The organism is Burkholderia semiarida (assembly GCF_029268935.1).
Taxonomy (GTDB): Bacteria; Pseudomonadota; Gammaproteobacteria; order Burkholderiales; family Burkholderiaceae; genus Burkholderia; species Burkholderia semiarida.
Genome location: NZ_JAHLCL010000005.1, coordinates 435,645 through 455,815, shown reverse-complemented (window position 1 = coordinate 455,815; position 20,171 = coordinate 435,645). Strand labels below are relative to the sequence as shown.

16 protein-coding genes are annotated in these 20,171 nt (G+C 68.7%); 10 read left to right on the top strand and 6 right to left on the bottom strand.

The window, feature by feature from the left end; genetic code table 11:
* Window positions 1-22: 22 nt before the first annotated feature.
* Genes KPB06_RS08935 through KPB06_RS08905 form a run of 7 tightly spaced genes read left to right on the top strand, consistent with a single transcriptional unit; the run spans window position 23 to window position 6,989 of the window.
* Window positions 23-973, top strand: a complete 951-nt coding sequence (locus KPB06_RS08935; RefSeq protein ID WP_124657480.1) for an ABC transporter substrate-binding protein — start codon at window positions 23-25, stop codon at window positions 971-973.
* Window positions 974-1,009: 36 nt separating this feature from the next.
* Window positions 1,010-2,026, top strand: coding sequence for an aldo/keto reductase (locus KPB06_RS08930; RefSeq protein ID WP_124657479.1), 1,017 nt, complete (start codon window positions 1,010-1,012; stop codon window positions 2,024-2,026).
* The gene (locus KPB06_RS08925) at window positions 2,023-2,898 is read left to right on the top strand and encodes an amidohydrolase family protein (protein WP_275905336.1); all 876 of its coding nucleotides are present in this window, start codon (window positions 2,023-2,025) and stop codon (window positions 2,896-2,898) included. The genes KPB06_RS08930 and KPB06_RS08925 overlap by 4 nt, the downstream gene beginning before the upstream one ends.
* A 22-nt stretch (window positions 2,899-2,920) precedes the next feature.
* Entirely contained in the window at window positions 2,921-3,931 is a 1,011-nt protein-coding gene (locus tag KPB06_RS08920; protein WP_099318508.1) for a zinc-binding alcohol dehydrogenase family protein, read from the top strand.
* Window positions 3,932-3,962: 31 nt separating this feature from the next.
* Window positions 3,963-5,144, top strand: coding sequence for a mannitol dehydrogenase family protein (locus KPB06_RS08915; protein WP_275905337.1), 1,182 nt, complete (start codon window positions 3,963-3,965; stop codon window positions 5,142-5,144).
* A complete protein-coding gene (locus tag KPB06_RS08910) occupies window positions 5,141-6,664 on the top strand; it encodes a UxaA family hydrolase (RefSeq protein WP_275905338.1) in 1,524 nt (507 codons plus the stop codon). The genes KPB06_RS08915 and KPB06_RS08910 overlap by 4 nt, the downstream gene beginning before the upstream one ends.
* 46 nt (window positions 6,665-6,710) lie before the next feature.
* Window positions 6,711-6,989: a hypothetical protein gene (locus KPB06_RS08905; protein ID WP_059577838.1), complete on the top strand. Its 279-nt coding sequence runs from the start codon at window positions 6,711-6,713 to the stop codon at window positions 6,987-6,989.
* Between the two features lie 56 nt (window positions 6,990-7,045).
* Here KPB06_RS08905 and KPB06_RS08900 read toward each other — a convergent pair whose 3' ends face one another.
* The 3 genes from KPB06_RS08900 to KPB06_RS08890 form a co-directional block, all read right to left on the bottom strand.
* Window positions 7,046-9,007, bottom strand: a complete 1,962-nt coding sequence (locus tag KPB06_RS08900; protein ID WP_124657474.1) for a phosphatase PAP2 family protein — start codon at window positions 9,005-9,007, stop codon at window positions 7,046-7,048.
* 191 nt (window positions 9,008-9,198) lie between these two features.
* Window positions 9,199-10,785, bottom strand: coding sequence for a methyl-accepting chemotaxis protein (locus KPB06_RS08895; RefSeq protein WP_275905339.1), 1,587 nt, complete (start codon window positions 10,783-10,785; stop codon window positions 9,199-9,201).
* A gap of 138 nt (window positions 10,786-10,923) precedes the next feature.
* Window positions 10,924-12,444, bottom strand: a complete 1,521-nt coding sequence (locus KPB06_RS08890) for a sensor domain-containing diguanylate cyclase (RefSeq protein ID WP_124657473.1) — start codon at window positions 12,442-12,444, stop codon at window positions 10,924-10,926.
* A gap of 328 nt (window positions 12,445-12,772) precedes the next feature.
* On the opposite strand from KPB06_RS08890, the gene KPB06_RS08885 reads away from it, so the two are divergent.
* Window positions 12,773-14,590, top strand: a complete 1,818-nt coding sequence (locus tag KPB06_RS08885; RefSeq protein WP_275905340.1) for a methyl-accepting chemotaxis protein — start codon at window positions 12,773-12,775, stop codon at window positions 14,588-14,590.
* Between the two features lie 138 nt (window positions 14,591-14,728).
* Here the strand turns inward: KPB06_RS08885 and KPB06_RS08880 are convergent, their stop codons facing one another.
* Window positions 14,729-15,127 (bottom strand): LysR substrate-binding domain-containing protein, encoded by a 399-nt coding sequence (locus KPB06_RS08880; RefSeq protein ID WP_059898475.1) that lies wholly within the window; start codon window positions 15,125-15,127, stop codon window positions 14,729-14,731.
* Between KPB06_RS08880 and KPB06_RS08875 the strand changes: the two genes are divergently transcribed.
* Both KPB06_RS08875 and KPB06_RS08870 read left to right on the top strand, forming a co-directional pair.
* Window positions 15,044-15,916, top strand: a complete 873-nt coding sequence (locus KPB06_RS08875; protein WP_226094206.1) for an amidohydrolase family protein — start codon at window positions 15,044-15,046, stop codon at window positions 15,914-15,916. The genes KPB06_RS08880 and KPB06_RS08875 overlap by 84 nt on opposite strands.
* A 4-nt stretch (window positions 15,917-15,920) precedes the next feature.
* Window positions 15,921-17,063: an MFS transporter gene (locus KPB06_RS08870; protein ID WP_059577851.1), complete on the top strand. Its 1,143-nt coding sequence runs from the start codon at window positions 15,921-15,923 to the stop codon at window positions 17,061-17,063.
* Window positions 17,064-17,171: 108 nt separating this feature from the next.
* Here the strand turns inward: KPB06_RS08870 and KPB06_RS08865 are convergent, their stop codons facing one another.
* Both KPB06_RS08865 and KPB06_RS08860 read right to left on the bottom strand, forming a co-directional pair.
* Window positions 17,172-18,353 (bottom strand): fumarylacetoacetate hydrolase family protein, encoded by a 1,182-nt coding sequence (locus KPB06_RS08865; protein WP_275905341.1) that lies wholly within the window; start codon window positions 18,351-18,353, stop codon window positions 17,172-17,174.
* 31 nt (window positions 18,354-18,384) lie between these two features.
* Window positions 18,385-20,166 (bottom strand): IlvD/Edd family dehydratase, encoded by a 1,782-nt coding sequence (locus tag KPB06_RS08860; protein ID WP_059577857.1) that lies wholly within the window; start codon window positions 20,164-20,166, stop codon window positions 18,385-18,387.
* Window positions 20,167-20,171 lie beyond the last annotated feature (5 nt).

The window sequence follows — 20,171 nt, the reverse complement described above, 5'->3', positions numbered from 1 at the left end:
CCAACGAGAAGCGGAGCGAGACATGAACAAATCCATCCTGCTGGCGGCATCGGCGTGCGTGTTCGCGGCGGCGTGCAACAGCGGCGCGTATGCGGCGGGCGGCGAGATCGCTGTGATCGTCAAGACGGTCAATTCGAACTACTGGCAGAACGTGCAGAAAGGCGCGAAGGCGGCGCTCGACGGCGCCAAGGGCTATACGATGACGTTCCAGGGGCCGGCGGCCGAGTCCGACATCAGCGGGCAGGTCAACATGGTCGACAACGCGGTCACGCGTCATGTGGCGGGCATCGTGCTCGCGCCGTCCGATCCCGATGCGCTCGTGCCCGCGATCAAGAAGGCGTGGGAAGCGCACATTCCCGTCGTGCTGATCGACTCGGCCATCTCGGATGCCGGCAAGCCGTACTACCAGGCGTTCCTGTCGACCGACAACGAGAAGGCCGGCGCGTTGTGCGCGAAGGCGCTGATCGATCGCGTCGGGCAGTCCGGCAAGATCGCGATCATGTCGTACGTGCCGGGCGCGGGGTCCGAGGTCAGCCGCGTCGGCGGGTTCCGCAAGTACATCGAGAGCCATTCGAAGCTGCAGATCGTCGGCCCGTACTACTCGCAATCGCAAATGGCGACCGCGCTGAACCAGACGACCGACGTGCTGTCGGCGAACCCCGACCTGAAGGGCATCTTCGGCGCGAACGAGCCGACCGCGGTCGGCATGGGCCGCGCGCTGAAGCAGTCGGGCAAGGCGGGCAAGGTCGTCGCGATCGGCTTCGACGGCAACGAGGACCTGCAGGGCTTCGTGCGCGACGGCACCGTGCAGGCGATCGCCGTGCAGGGTTCGTGGCAGATGGGGAACCGGGGCGTGCGCACGGCGCTCGACGTGATCGAGCGCAAGCCCGCGCCGAAGCTGATCGATACCGGCGTCGTGATGGTCGACAAGCAGAACCTCGATTCGCAGGCGGCAAAGAATGTCCTGTACTGATCGCCCGTGCCGCTTTCCCGCATCGAGTCGTCACGCATGAACGCGAACGATACGCGCACCTTGCCGCGCAGCGGGCTGACGGTGTCCGCGCTCGGTCTCGGCTGCTCGCAGCTCGGCGGCCTGTATCGGCCGATGTCGGCGGCCGACGCGGCCGCGCTCGTCGACGCCGCGTGGGCGGCCGGCCTGCGCTATTTCGACACCGCGCCGTATTACGGCTACACGCTGTCCGAGCGGCGCGTGGGGGCGGGGCTCGCCCCGCGCGCGCGCGGCGCCTTCACGCTCAGCACGAAGGTCGGGCGGCTGATGCGCGCCGACCCGAGCGTGCGGCCGGGCGATGATGGCTGGGCCGAGCCGCTGCCGTTCCGGCCCGTCTACGACTACAGCTACGACGGCATCCTGCGCTCGTACGAGGACAGCCGGCAACGGCTCGGGCTCGCGCGGATCGACATGCTGTACGTGCACGACATCGGTGCGATGACGCATGGCGATCGTCATGCGCACTACTGGGAACAGTTGACCCGCGGCGGCGGGTTTCGCGCGCTGGAGGCACTGCGCTCGGGCGGCGAGATCGGCGCGTTCGGTCTCGGCGTGAACGAGTGGGAAGTCGCGGCCGACGCGCTGAACGAAGCGGCGCTCGACGCCGTGCTGCTGGCCGGCCGCTACACGCTGCTCGAACAGACGGCGCTCGAACCGCTGCTCGACGCGTGCGCCCGTGACGGGACGGCGATCGTGATCGGCGGCGTGTTCAATTCCGGCGTGCTCGTCGGCAACGGCAAGTTCAACTATGCGGACGCGAGCGCCGACGTGATCGACAAGGCGACGCGCCTGGGCGCGCTGTGCAGGCGCTTCGACGTACCGCTTCCCGCCGCCGCCTTGCAGTTTCCGTTCGGCCATCCGGCCGTCGTGTCGTGCGTGATCGGCGCGCGCAGCGTGGCGCAGTTGAAGCAGAACATCGAATGGCTCGAGCGCCCCGCGCCGACCGAACTGTGGGCTGCGTTGCGCGACGAAGGCTTGATCGACGCGCGCGCGCCGCTTCCGGGATCCCACGCATGACCATGCGCATCGACGCCCATCAGCACTACTGGCGAATCGGCGCGCGGGCCGGCTGCTGGCCGCCGGCCGAGCTCGACGCGATTCACCGGGATTTCGGCCCCGCCGATCTGGCGCCGCTGCTCGACGCCGCGCGTATCGACACCACCGTGCTCGTGCAATCGCTGCCGAGCGAAGCCGACACGCGCTTTCTGCTCGATCTCGCGGCCGACACCCCGACGGTCGGCGCCGTGGTCGGCTGGGTCGACCTGAAGGCCGACGACGCAGCGGCGCGGATCGCGGCATTCGCGGCCGCGCCGAAGGCGCGCGGCTTGCGCCCGATGCTGCAGGATCTGCCCGACGACGCATGGATCGACGATCCGCGGCTGGATCGCGCGGTCGCCGCGATGCTCGAGCACGCGCTGCGTTTCGATGCGCTGGTGATGCCGCGCCATCTCGATGCGCTGCACGCGTTCGCGCGACGCCATCGCGATCTGCCGATCGTGATCGATCACGGTGCGAAGCCGTTCATCGAGCGCGGCGAATTGCAGCCGTGGCTGTCGGCGATGCGCCGGCTCGCGAGCCTGCCGAATCTTCATTGCAAGCTGTCCGGCCTCTGGACGGAGGCCGGCCCGTCTGCCGGCCCGGAGCTGGTGCGGGCGCGCACGCGGCCGTATGTCCACGCACTGGCCGACCTGTTCGGGCCGACGCGCCTGATGTGGGGCAGCGACTGGCCGGTGCTGCGGCTGGCGTCGGCGTGCGGCGGCTACGGCGACTGGCTGGCCGCGTGCGAGGACGATTGCGCGCGGTGGCTCGGCGCCGCGGCGCTGGACGACCTCTTCGGCGGCAATGCATGCCGCTTCTACCGGATCGACACCGCACGCCACGACGAATGAACCCGAACGAAAGGAACCCGACATGCTCAGCGTGATTTGCGAATCCCCCGGCGTGCTGCGCGTGCAGCAGCGCGAACTGCCCGTGCGCGGCAGCGGCGAAGTGCTGTTGCGCGTGCAACGGGTCGGCATCTGCGGCACCGACCTGCACATCTTCACCGGCAACCAGCCTTACCTCGAATATCCGCGCGTGATGGGCCACGAGCTTTCCGCGGTCGTCGTCGAGGCGGAACCGGCGTCGGGGCTCGGCGCCGGCGACGCGGTGTACGTGATGCCGTATCTGTCGTGCGGACACTGCATCGCATGCCGCCACGGCAACACGAACTGCTGCGTGAACATCAAGGTGCTCGGCGTGCATCGCGACGGCGCGCTGGCCGAATACCTGAGCGTACCCGCGCAGTTCGTGCACAAGGCCGACGGCATTTCGCTCGATCAGGCGGCGATGCTGGAATTCCTCGCGATCGGCGCGCATGCGGTGCGCCGAGCGGACGTTCGCGCCGGGCAGCGGGCGCTGGTCGTCGGCGCCGGGCCGATCGGCATGGCCGCGATGATCTTCGCGAAACTGCGCGGCGCCGACGTCACGTGCCTCGACACGCGGGCGGATCGACTGGCGTTCTGCCGGCAGCATCTGGCCGTCGACGCGACGGTGGAGGTGGGCGCGGACGATACGGCGCGTCTCGCGGAATTGACGAACGGCGAGTATTTCGATGCGGTGTTCGACGCGACGGGCAACCTCGATGCGATGAATCGCGGCTTCGAGTTCGTCGCGCACGGCGGCAAATACACGTTGATCTCGATCGTGCGCGGGCACGTCGCGTTTTCGGATCCCGAATTCCACAAGCGGGAGACCACGCTGCTCGCGAGCCGCAATGCGACGGCCGAGGATTTCGCGACGGTGCTCGACGCGATGCGTGCCGGGCGCATTCCCGACCGCGCGCTGAACACGCACCGGATGCGGCTCGAGGACGTGCCGGACGCGCTTCCGCGGCTGCTGGAAGCGGGGCAGACCGTCGTGAAGGCGCTCGTCGAATGCTGAGCGATCGAATCCGGCACGCGGAGTGCACGCGATGACGCCGCCGATCCTGCAGTTCGGCACGAGCCGCTTCCTGCTGGCGCACGTCGACCTGTTCGTCTCCCAGGCGCTGGACGACGGCCACGCGATGGGCGGCATCGGCATCGTGCAGACGACCGGCAATCCGGCCAGCCGCGCGAGAATCGACGCGCTGCGCGCCACCGGTCGCTATCCGGTGCGGATTCGCGGGCGCGAGCACGGCGGTGTCGTCGACGAAATCGTCGAGTGCCACGCCGTGCATCGCGCGTGGGATGCCGAGCGCGACTGGGCGGAGATCCGCCGTGCCGCGATCGAGACGGTGCGCGTGATCGTGTCGAATACCGGCGACGCAGGCTATCGCGCCGATCCGCGCGACGCCGCGGACCTGCTGGCCCGGCCGGAGCACGCACCGCATGGTTTTCCGGCGAAGCTGCTGGCGCTGCTGCATGCGCGCTGGCAGGCGCGGCCCGATGACGGCGTCTCCATCCTGCCGTGCGAACTCGTGACGAACAACGGCGACACGCTGCGCGACATCGTGCTGGGCCTCGCACGCGCGTGGCGGCTGCCCGACGCGTTCGCCGACTATCTGTGCAACCGGTGCGTGTGGGTCAACTCGCTCGTCGACCGCATCGTGTCCGAGCCGCTTCATCCGGTCGGCGCGGTCGCGGAGCCGTACGCGCTGTGGGCGATCGAACGGCGTGCCGGCATGGCGCTGCCGTGCCGGCACGCGCAGATCGTCGTCACCGACGATTTGCGCAGCCACGAGCGCCTGAAGCTGTTCTTCCTCAATCTCGGGCACAGCTGGCTCGCGCAGCAGTGGCTCGAGGCGGGGCGCGACGCGTCGGAGACGGTACTGGACGCGATGAACGACGCGCGGCTACGCGACGGTCTCGAGGCCGTGTGGCGCGATGAAGTCGCACCGGTATTCGTGGCGCTGGGCTTGCGCGAAACGGCCGAACGCTACGTCGACAGCGTGCGCGAGCGTTTTCTCAATCCGTTTCTCGCGCATCGCATCGCCGATATCGCCGTCAATCATCGCGAGAAGGTGGCGCGGCGGATCGAGCCGTTGCTCGCGCTCGTGGATTCGCTGGCGCTGTCGGCCGAACAACCGCGCTTGCGGCAACTCGTCGCCCGCCATGAACCGGCGGCCGGCGCTCCGGCGGCCAGCATCGCAACGACAGGGAGAGATGCATCGTGAAGCCACCGGCAATCGTGATCCTTCACGGCGACGACAACGTCGCCGTCGCACTCGACGCGCTGGCGCCGGACGTGCCGATCGACGTGCGCGGCGCACCGTTGCGGCTGGCGGACGCGGTGCCGGCCGGCCACAAGGTCGCCACCGCGCCGATCGCGCGCGGCGACGCGATCGTCAAATGCGGGCAGCCGATCGGCATTGCGCTGCGCGACATCGCCGCCGGCGAGCACGTGCACGTGCACAACGTCGGGATGCCCGAGCGGCATGCGCACGATGACGGGCCCGCCGGCGACGCGCACGACGTTCCCGCGGATCGCCGCGACACCTTCGACGGATTCGTGCGGCCCGACGGCAGCGTGGGTACCCGCAACTACGTCGGCGTGATCGCGAGCGTCAACTGTTCGGCGAGCGTCTGTCATGCGATCGCCGATGCATACCGGCACGGCGCGCTCGATGCATTCGGCCATGTCGACGGCGTCGTCGCGATCACCCATCAGAGCGGCTGCGGCATGTCGGCGACGGGGGACGGCATCGAACTGCTGCGTCGCACGCTCGTCGGCTATGCGCGCAACCCGAATTTTGCCGGCGTGCTGCTTGTCGGCCTCGGCTGCGAGGTCAACCAGGTCGGGGCGCTCGCGCAACGGCTCGACGCGGCGGCGCCCGGCACGGTGCGCACGCTGGTGATCCAGGACGAGGGCGGCGTGCGCGACACCGTCGCCCGCGGCGTGTCGATCGTGCGGGAGTTGGTGGAGGCGGCCGACGGCGCGCGGCGCAGCACCGTGCCGGCTTCGCGGCTGACGGTCGGCTTGCAATGCGGCGGCTCCGACGGCTACTCGGGCATCACCGCGAATCCGGCGCTCGGCGCGGCCGTCGACCTGCTGGTTCGCAACGGCGGCACCGCGATTCTGTCGGAGACGCCCGAGATTTACGGCGCCGAGCATCTGCTGATTGCGCGGGCGGCGTCGCGCGACGTGGCCGGGCGTCTGCTCGGCAGGTTGCAATGGTGGGAGCGCTACGTCGCCGACAACGGCGGAGAAATGAACAACAACCCGTCGCCCGGCAATCTCGCCGGCGGCATCACGACGATTCTCGAGAAGTCGCTCGGCGCGGTGTCGAAGGGCGGCCGCTCGCCGCTTCGCGCCGTCTACGATTATGCGGAGCCGGTGCGGCAAGCGGGGCTCGTGTTCATGGATACGCCCGGTTACGACCCGGTGTCGGCCACTGGGCAGATCGCCGGCGGCGCGAATCTCGTGTGCTTCACGACGGGCCGCGGTTCGGTGTTCGGCTCGAAGCCGGTGCCGACGATCAAGATCGCGACGACGAGCGGCCTGTTCGAGCGAATGCAATCGGACATGGATTTCGACAGCGGCGGGATCGTCGCCGGTTCGCTCACGGTCGACGAAGCGGGCGCGCGGCTGTTCCGGCTGATGCTCGACGTCGCGTCCGGACGACGATCGCGCAGCGAGGACAACGGCATCGGCGAACGCGAGTTCGTGCCGTGGCTGCGCGGCGCGGTCATGTGACGCAACGTGCGACGGTGCGCCCTCGCACAGCGAAGGAGAAGTCGCGATGGAAACCAGCATGAGCGAGCCGACGATCGGCGAAACCGGTCACGACGGCTCACTGTCCGAACTCGAGAAGGGGTTGCTGGGCGAGGCGCTGCGGTTGCTTGCCGAGACGCGCGCGCGTGCGCTGGAACTGTGTGCCGAGGTCAGCCGGCGGCAGGGCGGCGCCGCGCCGGACGTCCACGATTTCAACCTGCCGACGATCATCGAGCTGCAACGGCGGTTCGCTACACGACCTCGCCCGGACGGCGCGGGCATGGCAGCCTCCGGTCGGTTCGCGTAGCGCAAGCCGAAGCCGCCCGTGGGCGGCGCCGTTGCAGGATCGATCTTCCGTGCCGGTCAGGCGGCCGACAGCGTGATCGACACGCCCGCCGCGGTGTAGACCGGCGTGGCCTTGAACCCGTCGACCGTCACCGTCGCGAACTTCGCGGCGGCCGCCGCGCCGTCGATCAGCGCGATGGTGTCGCCGGCCTTCGGCGTGTAGCCGTTCACGAATTTCACGTGCAGCGTGCCGCCCGCGATGGTGAGCGGGCCGCCCACGCGCAGACGTCCGCCGCCGTTGCCGTCGATGTCGAGTTCGAGCGTCGTGTTGTCGAGCTGCGTGTAGCGGGTGGCGACCGTCACCGGCGCGGCGGCCGCGATCCGCACGCTGCCGCCCGGGCCGACGTACACGTCGCCCTTGCCGAATGCCGTCGCCGACGCGGCCGCCAGCGTGCCGCCGCTCACCTGCGTGCCGCCCGTGTAGCCGTTGTTGCCCGACAGCGTCAGCGTGCCGCTGCCCTGCAGCGTCAGCTTGCCGGCGCCTGAAACGTCGTTGCGCCATACGTCGGCGGCATTGAGCCCGCCCTGCGACGCATCCATCGATACGATCACGTTGCCGTTGAACGCACCGTAACCGTCGGCCGCCGCGAACAGGTTCAAGCGGCCCCAGCCTTCCGCGTCGTCCATCACCGGATAGCCGGACGGCAGCTCGGTGGTCTTCAGCACGACGCGCCGCTGGTCGGGGCTCAGGTACGGGAAGCGCGTCTGCAGCAGGATCTCCGCGCCCTTCGGCACGACCGGCGGCGCGTTCGTCGATTCGATCGCACCGAAGCCGAACGTCATGCGGCGCAGGAACGCGGCCTTGTTCGCCGCGTAGTCGGCAAACCGGTCGGTGGCCGTCGTGCCCGAGTGCGCGAATGCGGAGAACGTCGTGGCGCTCGTTCCCGTCAGTTGTTGCAGCGTCTGATGGGCTTGCGTGTAGGCAGCCTGCGCGTCGCCGGCGTACGCGGTCAGGTTCGCCGCGCTGACGGCCAGCGCGAGCATGCGCCCGCCGATCACGTCGAGCGGCGAATGCATGCCGGCGAGGATCCGGTTCTCGCCGAGCTCGAGGCCGCGGCTGATCATCTCCTGGAAGCGTTCCGGCACGAGCCACGCCATCGTCGTCGCATCGCGCATCGCTTCGGCCGTGTGGCCGCTGATGAAGCCGCCGTCGGTCGCGGGCGTCGCGCTTTCGGCCGGCACGAGCGTCGGCGCGACGACCACGCTCGTGCTCCAGCGGTACGGGCGCGCGTATTTGAAGAAGCGCTTCGACGGTTCGGTCGACGCGTTGTTGCCCATTTCGTTGAGCAGGTCGACGACCTTCCCGAAGCTGGCGTTGCCGCTGCTGCTGCCGACGCCGACGTTGTTGCCGGCATCGTTGTACAGCACGGTCGTCGCATCGGCGGGCACGGTGGTGATGCTGGTCGTCTGCTGGGCGGCGGTGCGCCACGCGGCGGTGAGCGGGCCCATGCCGTCGGTCACGCTGTATCCCTTGCCGCGCCGGTCGTCGTAGTACGCGGCGTCGGCCTGTTGCGGCGTACGGGCGGTCGTCGCGTTGATCACGTACTGCACGTTGGCCGACAGCACCGCGTCGTTCAGGATCGTGCCGCACGGCACGCCGCTGTTCGGCAGCCCGGAGCAGGGCGATGGCGAGATGGCGGGGAACGCGCCGTTCGCCGGCGCGCTCACGCCCGCGTCGACCAGCATCGTCGCCGGTTGCCAGAGATCGAGGAAGCGGCTCAGCACGCGCACTGCGGCGTTGGTCGACAGCGTCGCATAGCGCGCGTCGCCGCGCTGGTTGGTCGCGACGTTGTCGACGAAAGCCGGCGCGCTCGGGATCGGCGCGCTGTCGACGAAGCCGGGGTCGGCGGGCGGCGCCGGAACGGCCGCGGCGATCGTGCCGGTCGACGCGACGTCGTCGCCGCCGCCGCAGGCAGCCAGTACGATCGCACTCGACAATGCCGCGACGTGCAGCGGGAAACGGCTTCGTGACGCAAACATGCAAGACTCCATCCTGATGGTAGAAGATGGAGGATTGTGGTGAGCGATCGTTACGCGGTCGTTACGGAATTGTTTCGTGTCGTACGCAGCGGGCGGAAATTCCCACTATTTGGTTAATTTCCTGTGCTGAACATGACGGACGCCGGAATCCATGCGTCGTCCGTCACCGATACGGGGCGGCGGGCGCGGGCCTACGCGCTCGCCGTGCGCGTCTCCAGCCGGAACAGCGAGACGGCCTCGGCAAGCCGCAGCCCCTGTTCCTCGAGCGACTTCGACGCGGCGGCCGCCTGCTCGACGAGCGCCGCATTCTGCTGCGTGACCTCGTCCATTTGCGTAATGGCCAGATTGACCTGCTCGATGCCGCGGCTCTGCTCGCTCGACGCCGCGGCGATCTCGCCCATGATGTCGGTCACGCGCGAGATCGCGTGCGTGACCTGGCTCATCGTCTCGCCCGCGTTGTTCGCGATCTGCGAGCCGTCCTGGATTTTCCGGACCGATTGCGAGATCAGTTCGCGAATTTCCTTCGCGGCGCTCGACGAACGCTGCGCAAGACTTCTGACTTCGCTGGCCACCACCGCGAAGCCGCGGCCCTGTTCGCCGGCGCGCGCGGCCTCCACGGCCGCGTTGAGCGCGAGAATGTTGGTCTGGAACGCGATCCCTTCGATGATCCCGGTGATCTCGGCGATCTTGGCGGAACTCGCGCTGATGTCCGTCATCGTGTCGACCATCAGGCCGACGGCCGAGCTGCCGCGCTGCGCGACCTCCGATGCGTTGTCGGCCAGGCCGCTCGCCTGCTGCGCGTTGTCGGCGTTCAGGCGCACGGTGGACGTCAGTTGCTCCATGCTCGACGCGGTTTCCTGCAGCGACGCGGCCTGCTGTTCCGTGCGGGACGAAAGGTCCTGGTTGCCGGACGCGATTTCGCCTGCCCCCGTCGCGACGTTGCCCGAGGCGGTACGGACTTCCGAGATCAGCCGGATCAGGTTCGCCTGCATGTCGCGCATGGAGGCCAGCACGCTGCCGGCCGGCGCGGCGCCGGTCGCGGATTCGGCGCCGAGATCGCCGGCGGCGATATGGCGGGCGATATCGCTGAGCGCGGCAGGCTCCGTGCCCAGCGCGCGCAGCAGGCCGCGGGTGATGAAGAGGCCCGAGATCGCGGCCGCGGCCGCGGCGGCGATGCAGATCGCGATCAGCATCAGTCGTCGCGACGTATAGCGGTCATCCGATTCCCTCACCCGTTGGGCGGCCATCGTGCGCGAGAACGTCGCATACGCATCGGTGGCCGCGACGAGCCGGGCCAGCAGCGGTCGGCACTGTTCGTTGATCATCGTGATCGCCTGATCGCGCCGGTTGTTCGCCGCCGCTTCGACGATGGCGCGCGCGACGGGGCCGTACTGCGCCTCGACCGCCCCGATTTGCCGAACCAGTTCGCGGGCCTTGTCGGTCGCGCGGCTGCCGACGCGGACCGCATTCGTCAATTCACCCAGCAGCGCGCCGACTTCGCGGTCGGCCTGCAGGGCGGCTTCCTTCTCGATGTCCGCATCGCGTGGCCCGGACGCCAGGACCTGGTTGCGGGCGGCGATCGCGCGCCGGTCGACCGCGGCGAGAACCTTGTCCGCCAGGGTCGCGCGGGCGTTGATGCCGTTGACATAGTCGTCGAATGCCGCGTTCGCGTTGCCGAGCGACACGATGCCGACGAGCGAGACGAGCACGACCGTGCACGTAAGAAGTCCGAAAGCCATGATCAGCTTCATGCGAACCGTTAATCGTCGATCATTCATAGGAAGAATCCAGGGGTGTTATTAAATAGATTTCCTGATTATCGGAACCCTGGATGAACAGTTTAGGAACGCTGCGCGCGGCAATCGTTTGCGAGTGACCCGTCGTCAAAAAAAATTTCAGACGGCGCCCGGCGTGCGTCACGCCGAGCGGGTGAACGGCTCCGGTTCCGCACGACACACGCGGTTTCTGCCTTCGCGCTTCGCGCGATAGAGCGCCATGTCCGCCTGATGCGACAGCGCGTGCACGGTGGTGGGGCGTGCGCGATGGCCGGTCGCGCAGCCGATGCTGACGGTGAAGGGCGGCACGGTTTTGGTGAACCCGTCGAGCGCGTTGCCTTCGACTTCGCGGCGAATCGCCTCCGCGACCTGCGCCGCGCCGGTTTCGTCCGTATCGGGCAACACCGCGACGAATTCCTCGCCGCCGTAGCGCGCGGCGAGGTCGCCGCGCCGCCGCGTATGCGCGCGGATGCATTCGGCGAGAAAGCGCAGCGCGGTGTCGCCCACCGCGTGGCCGTGCCGGTCGTTGTACTGCTTGAAGTGATCCGCGTCGATGAACAGCAGCGAGAGACTGCCGTCGCCGCCCCGTTGCAGCCGCTCCCATTCGTCGGCCAGCGCGGTATCGAGCGCGCGGCGATTGTGCAGGCCCGTGAGCGGATCGGTCCGCGTGAGATCGGTCAGCAGCGTCTGCTTGCGCAGGTTGTCGCGCAGCGCGAACGCCAGCAGCCAGACCACCGCGCAGAACAGTGTGCTGATCGCGATGGCCGACACGCCGACCGTCCACGACAGGCGTGTAATGCCCGCCAGCACGTCGCGCTCCGCCGGCGCGACGACCGCGATCAGCGGCGTGCCCGGTATCCGCTGGTACGTATACAGGCGCACGATGCCGTCGATGCTCGAACGGGCGGGATAGAAGCCCGATTCGCTGTTCACCATCCGCTTGAACGATTTCGAGCGACGCAGGAGATTCATCTGGCCGTCGTTCAACGACGGGTTCCTCGCGAGGATCGTGCCGTCCGCGCGCACGATCGCGCTGACGCCGTTCGGGCCGACGTCGAGCCGGGACAGGAGCTGCTCGAAGTAAGCGAGATCGATCGCGACGACCACGATCCCGTTGAACGCATGATCGGGCCGCTCGATGCGCCGCGACAGCGCGATCGACTCCTTGCCGCCGCGCGAGCGTGCCCGATAAGGCTGGGACACGTAGAGCCCGACGTTGTCCGCGTCGCGATGAACCTTGAAGTAGTCGCGATCGCTGAAGTCCCAGCGATGGGTCGTGCCGCAGCATCCGTCGATCAACTGGCCGCGCCGGTCGGTCACGCCCATGCCGGTGAGGTACTGGGCCGCGGTGCGCTCGAACAGCAGATCGTGCCGCAACCCGGTGTCCATGCGCTGTACGGCCTGCTTGCCCAGGTCGGCAGCCAGCGCGACCAGCGCGTTGTTCGACGTTTCGACCGTCCGCGCGATCTGGCTCGCGAGCACGGCCGCGACGTTGCGCGACGTCTCGTGCGCATGCTCGATGACTTCGATTCGCGCGGCCCACAGCGTCGCCGCGCTGATCCCGAGCGCCGCGAGCGACATCAGCGTGCCCAACGCGCCGACGACGAGCGGGTGGCGTCCGGCCCAGTCGGCGATTTTCTCGATCGAAGTGAAGGCGGGCATGCTCGCACTCATAGGGGAAGCCGGCTGCCGGGGCGTCGGCTCGGGTCAAATCCGGGTTAACGGCATGGTTAACCGAAAATCGAGGCCGGCGGGCGGCCCCGTCGGCGCGCGCGATCCGCCCACTGCGACGCAAACGTGTGCGACCGAAGCGGCTGGCCGCGTCGCACGCATCGTATCGGCTGCCGGCCGCGAATTTGTCCTTATGGTCGGCCTCCGCGCCGGCCATTCGGCACGACTCAATTTCCTGCCGTCGGTGCCGTTAAATGAATAAGGGTCGGCTCGTTCATCGATCCAGTTCAATCACGCGGTAACGGAGACCGAAGTCATCATGCTGTCATCTATTCGCGCACGGATACTGGCGACGTGTGTCGCCATCGTCGTGACGGCGCTGGCCGTAACGGGAGGACTCGTTTATTACGTCGTCAAGACCCACAACGACGAGGCCATCGACCAGAATCACAAGTCCATCCTGGCCGGCCACGCGCTGGCGATCGACGAGTGGGTGGCGAGCCGGTCGCGCGAAACCCAGGCGCTCGCGGATACGATCGCGATCGGCGAAGGCGATCCGGTGCCGGCGTTGAAGCTGCTCGGCAAGTCGGGCGGCTTCGAGGTGCTGACGCTCGGCCTGCCCGACAAGACGGCGTTCTCGAACGTGCCGCTCGCGCCCGGCTATGACCCGACCGCGCGGCCCTGGTACAAGCAGGCTGTCGGCGCGGGCCATCTGGTCGTGACGGCGCTCTACCGCGATGCGACGAGCGGCAAGCCGGCCGTCGCGTTCGCGGTGCCGGTGGTGCGCGACGGCGTGGTGAAGGGCGTGCTGGCAGCCAGCCTGTTCATGGAAAACGTCAGCTCGATCGTGACCTCCGTTCACCCGACGCCGGCGAGCTTCGCATTTCTGGTGGACAAGGGCGCTCGCGTGATCGCGTCGGCCAAGACCGACCTGATCATGAAGCCGGCCACCGGTCTGTCGCCGGAACTCGATGCCGATCGCCTCGGCGCGCTGCAGACGGCGTCCGCGCCCGTCGCGGTGGACATCGACGGCGCCGCCAAGCTGATGCGTGCCCGGCCGATCGCCGGCACCGACTGGTCGCTGGTGCTCGCGCTCGACAAGGGCGACGTGACGGCCGGCATGCGCGCGGTCGCGACGACCACGCTGCTGGCGATCGTGATCGTCGCCGTCATCGCGGCCGCGCTCGTCGGCGCGATGACGAACGCGGCCTTCAAGCGCATCCTGATGGTGCGCGACGCGCTCACGGACGTATCGAGCGGCAGCGGCGACCTGACGAAGCGGCTGCCGGCCGACGGCGCGGACGAAGCCGCGCAGATCGCGCACGCGTTCAACGCGTTCGCCGAGAAGATCAGTGCGATCCTGCTGCAGATCCGTGCGTTCAGCGCGTCGGTCAATCTGGCGAGCGCCGAGATCGCCCAGGGCAACCAGGATCTGTCGGCCCGCACCGAACACGCGGCGTCGAGCCTGCAGGAAACGGCCGCCGCGCTCGAGGAGATCGCCGGCACGGCCCGCAACTCGGCCGACGCGGCGAGCCAGGTGAACCGTCTGGCGGAATCGGCGTCGGATGTCGCGCTGCGGGGCGGCACGGTCGTGCGCGAAGTCGTCTCGACGATGAACGACATCACGCAGGCGTCGGCAGAGATCGCCAACATCGTCGGCGTGATCGACGGCATCGCGTTCCAGACCAACATCCTCGCGTTGAACGCCGCCGTCGAGGCGGCGCGTGCGAACGAGCACGGCCGCGGCTTCGCGGTCGTCGCCGGGGAAGTGCGTGCGCTCGCGCAGCGCAGCGCGCAGGCCGCACGGGAAATCAAGCAGCTGATCCACTCGTCGGTCGAGAAGATCGAGGGCGGCTCCGGGCTCGTCCAGACAGCCGGTGCGACGATGGACGAAATCGTCGACGGCGTGCGCAACATCACGAGCGTGATCGCCGAGATCAGCGTCGCCGCGAAGGAGCAGAGCACGGGGATCGAGCAGGTGAATCAGGCGGTGTCGCAGCTCGACGACACGACGCAGCAGAACGCGGCGCTCGTCGAGCAATCGGCGGCCGCGGCGACGTCGCTGCGCGAGCAGGCGGCCCGGCTCGCGCAGACGGTCGGCGAGTTCAAGCTGGCGGAGCGGCCAGTGGCGGCTTGACGGTCAGCGTGACGGGGGTGGCGAGCACCGGCTTCACGGGCCGCGCCGCCGGAGCACGGCGACGCCGTCCGCCCCGAGTACACCGAGGCCGGCGTCGACCACGGACGTGTGCAACGCCATCCCATCGTGTCGGCGGGGCTATTCGCCCGCACCGGCAGCGAGCCACACGACCTGATCGCTCCAGGGCTGGTCGCGCGTAAAGCGGAACAGTGTGTCCTTGAGCAGGCGGATCCACGCATCGACCAGTCGTGACGGACGATTTTCGCGCAACGTGCTGATCGACACGGTCGAGCGAATCGCCGGCCGCTCGATCGCGATCGCCTTCAATTCGCCCCTCGCCAGTTCTTCCCGGATCGCGACGTAGGTGAGCAGCGAATAGCCGACGCCCGCGCGGACGAGCTGCTTGGTCAGCGCGACGCTGTCGATCTCGAATTCGACGCGCAGCCGGACGCCGTGCTGAACGGCGGCCTGCCACCGCCGCTGGCCGAACCACGCCGGCCGCTCTTGCGCCTGCCTGCCAACAGCTGCGACGCGCATTGCCATGTGTTCGGGCCGTTCGACCGTTACCCGTTGCCTGACGATCGCAGCTTCGATCCGTCCGCCGCGCCGGAAACGGCGTTGCGGCGCCTGCACGAGCGCCTCGGCTTCTCGCGCGCCGTGATCGTGCAGAGCCAGGGACATGGGTTCGATCACCGCGCGATGCTTGATGCGTTGCGCAATGGAGCCGGGCGTTACAAGGGCGTCGCGCTCGTTCGGCCGGGCGACCCGGACGCGCTTCTTGCGGAGTACGACGCGAACGGGGTGTGCGGCGCACGGTTCAACTTCCTCGCGCATCTCGGCGGCCGTCCGGACCTGGACGCGGTCAGGACGGTCGCCGCCCGCATCCGGCCGCTCGGCTGGCATATGGCGATTCACGTGTCCGGGCAGGACATCGCCGAATTTTCCCCGTTCATCCGTTCGCTCGACATGCCGGTGGTCATCGACCACATGGCGCGGGTCGATATCGACGAAGGAGCGGACAGCCCGTCGGTGCGTGCCCTGTGTGCGTTGCTCGATACCGGAAACGTGTGGGTCAAGCTGTCGGGCGCGGACCGGATGTCCAAAACCGGTGCGCCGTTCGAGGACACGTTGCCCGTCGCGCGCCGCTTCGCCGAGCACGCGCCCGAACGCGTGCTATGGGGCAGCGACTGGCCGCATGTGAACCTGGGCCATCCGATGCCGGACGACGGCGACCTCGTCGACCTGATCGAGCGGATCGTGCCGGACGAGACGCGCCGCATCCGGATGCTGGTCGACAATCCCGCCCATTTCTTCGGATTCAGGTGAACCCATGGCATCGACGCTCTCCATTGCGCACGAGCAGCCGGATGTGACGAACGACGCCGCACTCCAGCGCGCATTGCGCAAGAACCTCGTTCGCCTCGTCCCGCTGCTGGCAATCGGCTACTTCTTCAATTACATCGACCGGACCAACATCGGCTTCGCGGCGCTGACGATGAACAGCGATCTCGGTCTGACCGGCAGCCAGTTCGGCATGGCGGCCGGGCTGTTCTTCATCGGGTACTGCGTGCTCGAGGTGCCGAGCAATCTCGCGCTCTACCGGTTCGGCGCGCGGCGCTGGCTGGCCCGGATCATGATCGGCTGGGGGCTGCTGTCCGCCGCGTGCGCGGTCATCCAGGGGCCGACCAGCTTCTACGTGCTGCGTGTACTGACCGGGGCGGCCGAAGCGGGCTTCTTTCCCGGCGTGCTGTTCTACCTGTCGTGCTGGTTTCCGAAGGCATGGCGCGTACGGGTGCTCGCGTGGTTTCTGGTGGCGATCCCGCTGTCGTCGGTCGTGGGCGGCGTGCTGGCGGCGTTCATCATGCAACTGGACGGAACCGGCGGCCTCAAGGGCTGGCAATGGCTGTTCATCGTCGAAGGGTTGCCTGCGTGCGTGCTCGGCCTGGTGACCCTGCGGCTCTTGCGTGATCGGCCCGAGCAGGCGGAATGGCTGACGCAAGAGGAATCCGCGGCGCTGTCGGACGTGCTTGCCCGCGAATCGGCCGAGTTGCCGCAACGGAACTTCGGCGCGGTGCTTCGCGAGGTGCGGGTGTGGATCATGGTCGGCATTCTCTTCTGCTACTGGATCGGCATCAACGGCATCGCGATCTGGCTGCCGCTGATGCTGAAGGGGCACGGGCTTTCGACGTTCGCGGTCGGGCTGCTGTCGGGTGGTGTGCCGTACCTCGTCGCGGCGGTCGTCATGATCGCGTGGGCGCGGCTGATGGAGCGCCGAGGGCGGCACCTGCTGCATCTCGCGCTGGCGTGCGTCGTCTCCGCAGCGGGCCTGATGTTCGCCGTCGCGTTTTCGTCGCTGCTACCCGCGCTCGTCGGCATGGTGTTCGCGGTGATCGGGCTGAGCGCGGCCCGACCGGCGTTCTACAGCCTGCCGTCACGATATCTGACTGCGTCGGAGCAGGCGAACGGCACGTGACGCGCGTTCTATCGCACATGACATTGCGCGACTGCTTCAAGGGCGGATCATTGACCGCGATATCGTCACCGCGAGCAGCGCGCCGCTCGCGTGGCCTGTCTCGACGCCTCACGCAGCAAGCAGCCCGCGCGCGGCCAGATTCGCATACAGCGCGCGCACGCCGAAGGTCCACGGCGCGATCTCCGTGCAAAGCCGCACGGTGTTGACGAGCGCGCCGAGCGCGGGCGTCGAGATCGTCACGCGGTCGCCGAGGTGATGCGTGAATCCGCCGCCGGGCGCGTCGCGATCCTGGATCGGCGAGAACATCGTGCCGAGGAACAGCATGAAGCCGTCCGGATACTGGTGATGCGCGCCGCAGGTCTGCGCGACGAGGTCGGCCGGGTCGCGGCTGATCTCGCGCATGTGGCTGATGCCGTCGAGCACGAAGCCGTCGTCCGCGCCTTCGACGCGCAGCGACACGCTGCATTCCCGCACGCCATCGAGCGTGAAGCCCTCGTCGAACAGCCGCACGAACGGGCCGATCGCGCACGAACCGTTGTTGTCCTTGCATTTGCCGAGCAGCAGCGCCGAGCGGCCTTCGATGTCGCGCAGGTTCACGTCGTTGCCGAGCGTCGCGCCCACCGGCCTGCCGTCGCTGGCCACGGCCAGCACGATCTCCGGTTCCGGGTTGTTCCACACCGACACGGGCAGCAGCCCGACGTCCGCGCCGAAGCCCACCGCGGACATCGGCTGCGCCTTGGAGAACACCTCGGCGTCCGGGCCGATGCCGACTTCCATGTATTGCGACCACGCGCCGCGGCGCTCGAGTTCCGCCTTCAGGCGCATCGCTGCTTCCGAGCCGGGCACGATCCTCGACAGATCGGTGCCGATGGTCGACGCGATGGTGTCGCGTACCTCCCGCGCCTTGGCCGGATCGCCGCCGGCCTGTTCCTCGATCACGCGCTCGATCAGGCTGACGGCAAAGGTGACGCCGCACGCCTTGACGGCCTGCACGTCGCACGGCGCGAGCAGGTGCGTGGCGCCCGGCGTGCCGTCCAGCGCCGCCTGCAGCAGCGGCTCGACGCGGCCGAGCGATTCGCCGGGGGCGGTGCGCGTGACGGCAACGGCATCGGGGCGGTCGAACAGGTCGGCGGTGGTCGGCGCGCTGCGCGTGATGTCGAACACTTCGCCGCCGCGTACGGCGACGACGCTCGGGCCCGCGTGGGCGCCGTCATCCCGCCAGACGCGGCCGATCAGCAGCGCGTGGGCGAGGTCGTGCGGCAGGCAATCGGAAACGGAAGGAGTACGCATGATCAGCTCGGCAAGATTGGGGGGCGGTGGGTCAGTGCGAATGGCGCGGGTTGCCGCGCTGCTCGATCACCTTCAGGTACAGCGTGGCCGGTTCAAGGCAGCCGCCGGTGGACAACTGGCCGACGAACCGGCGATAGAGTTCCTGCCACGGCGTTTGCGCCTGCGGCACGGTGAAGCTTGCAGTTTCGCGGCGGCGCGCGAGTTCGTCCTCGTCGACGAGCACGTCGACGCTGCGGCGATTCAGGTCCACGCGAATACGGTCGTTCGTGCGCAGCAGCGCGAGGCCGCCGCCCACCGCGGCTTCCGGCGACATGTTCAGGACCGACGGGCTGGCCGACGTGCCGCTCTGGCGCCCGTCGCCCATGCACGGCAGCGACGTCACGCCGCGCTTCACCAGCTCGGCGGGCGGCGCCATGTTCACGACTTCGGAACTGCCCGGGTAGCCGACCGTGCCGCAGCCGCGGATCACCAGGATGCAGCGCTCGTCGATGTTCAGCGCGGGATCGTTGATGCGGGCGTGGTAGTCCTCCGGGCCGTCGAACACGATCGCGCGCGCCTCGAACGTATTCTCGGCGCCCGGCTCGGCCAGGTAGGTGCGGCGGAACGCGTCGCCCACCACCGACATCTTCATGATCGCGCTGTCGAAGAAGTTGCCCGACAGCACCATGAAGCCGGCGCCGTGCTTGAGCGGCGCGTCGGGCGTACGGATCACGTCGCGGTCGGCGTCCTGCGCAGTGTCGGCGATTTCTCCGATCGCGCGGCCCGACACGGTCAGGCAGTCGCGCCGCAGCAGGCCGGCCGCATCGAGCTGGCGCAGCACGGCAGGCACGCCGCCGGCGCGATGGAAGCTCTCGCCGAGGTATTCGCCGGCCGGCATGCAGTTGACGAGCAGCGGCACGGCTTCACCGAAGCGCTGCCAGTCGTCCAGGCTCAGTTCGACGCCCATGTGGCGCGCAATGGCGATCAGGTGCGGCGGGCAATTGGTCGAGGCGCCGAGCGCGGACGCGACGACGATCGCATTCTCGAACGCCGCGCGCGTCATGATCTTCGACGGGCGCAGGTCTTCGCGAACGAGCTCGACCGCGCGCTTGCCGGTTGCGTAAGCCATCTGGCCGCGCTCGCGATAGGCCGCGGGAATGCTCGCGCACCCCGGCAGCGACATGCCCAGCGCCTCGGCGAGGCTGTTCATCGACAGCGCCGTGCCCATGGTGTTGCAATGGCCGATCGACGGCGACGATGCCGTGGTCAGCTGCATGAAGCCTTCGTAGTCGATCTCGCCGGCCGCGAGCAGGTTGCGCGCATGCCAGATCACCGTGCCGGAGCCGACGCGCTTGCCCTCGTGCCAGCCATCGAGCATCGGGCCGCCCGACAGCACGATGGCGGGCAGGTCGACGGTGGCGGCCGCCATCAGGCAGGCCGGCGTGGTCTTGTCGCAGCCGGTCGTCAGCACCACACCGTCCAGCGGAAAACCGTGCAGGACTTCCACCAGCCCGAGGTAGGCGAGGTTGCGGTCGAGCGCGGCGGTGGGCCGGCGGCTTTGCTCGGCCAGCGGATGCACGGGGAACTCCATCGGAATGCCGCCCGCGTCGCGAATGCCGGCCTTGGTGCGCTCGGCGAGCTCGATGTGGTGACGATTGCATGGCGCCAGATCGCTGCCTGTTTGCGCGATACCGATGACAGGGCGGCCCGACTGCAGCTCCTCGCGCGTCAACCCGTAGTTCATGAAGCGCTCGACATAGAGCGCGGTCATGTCTGCATGCGCGGGGTCGTCGAACCATTCCTGGCTGCGCAGACGGCGGGGGGTGTGTGACATGGCAG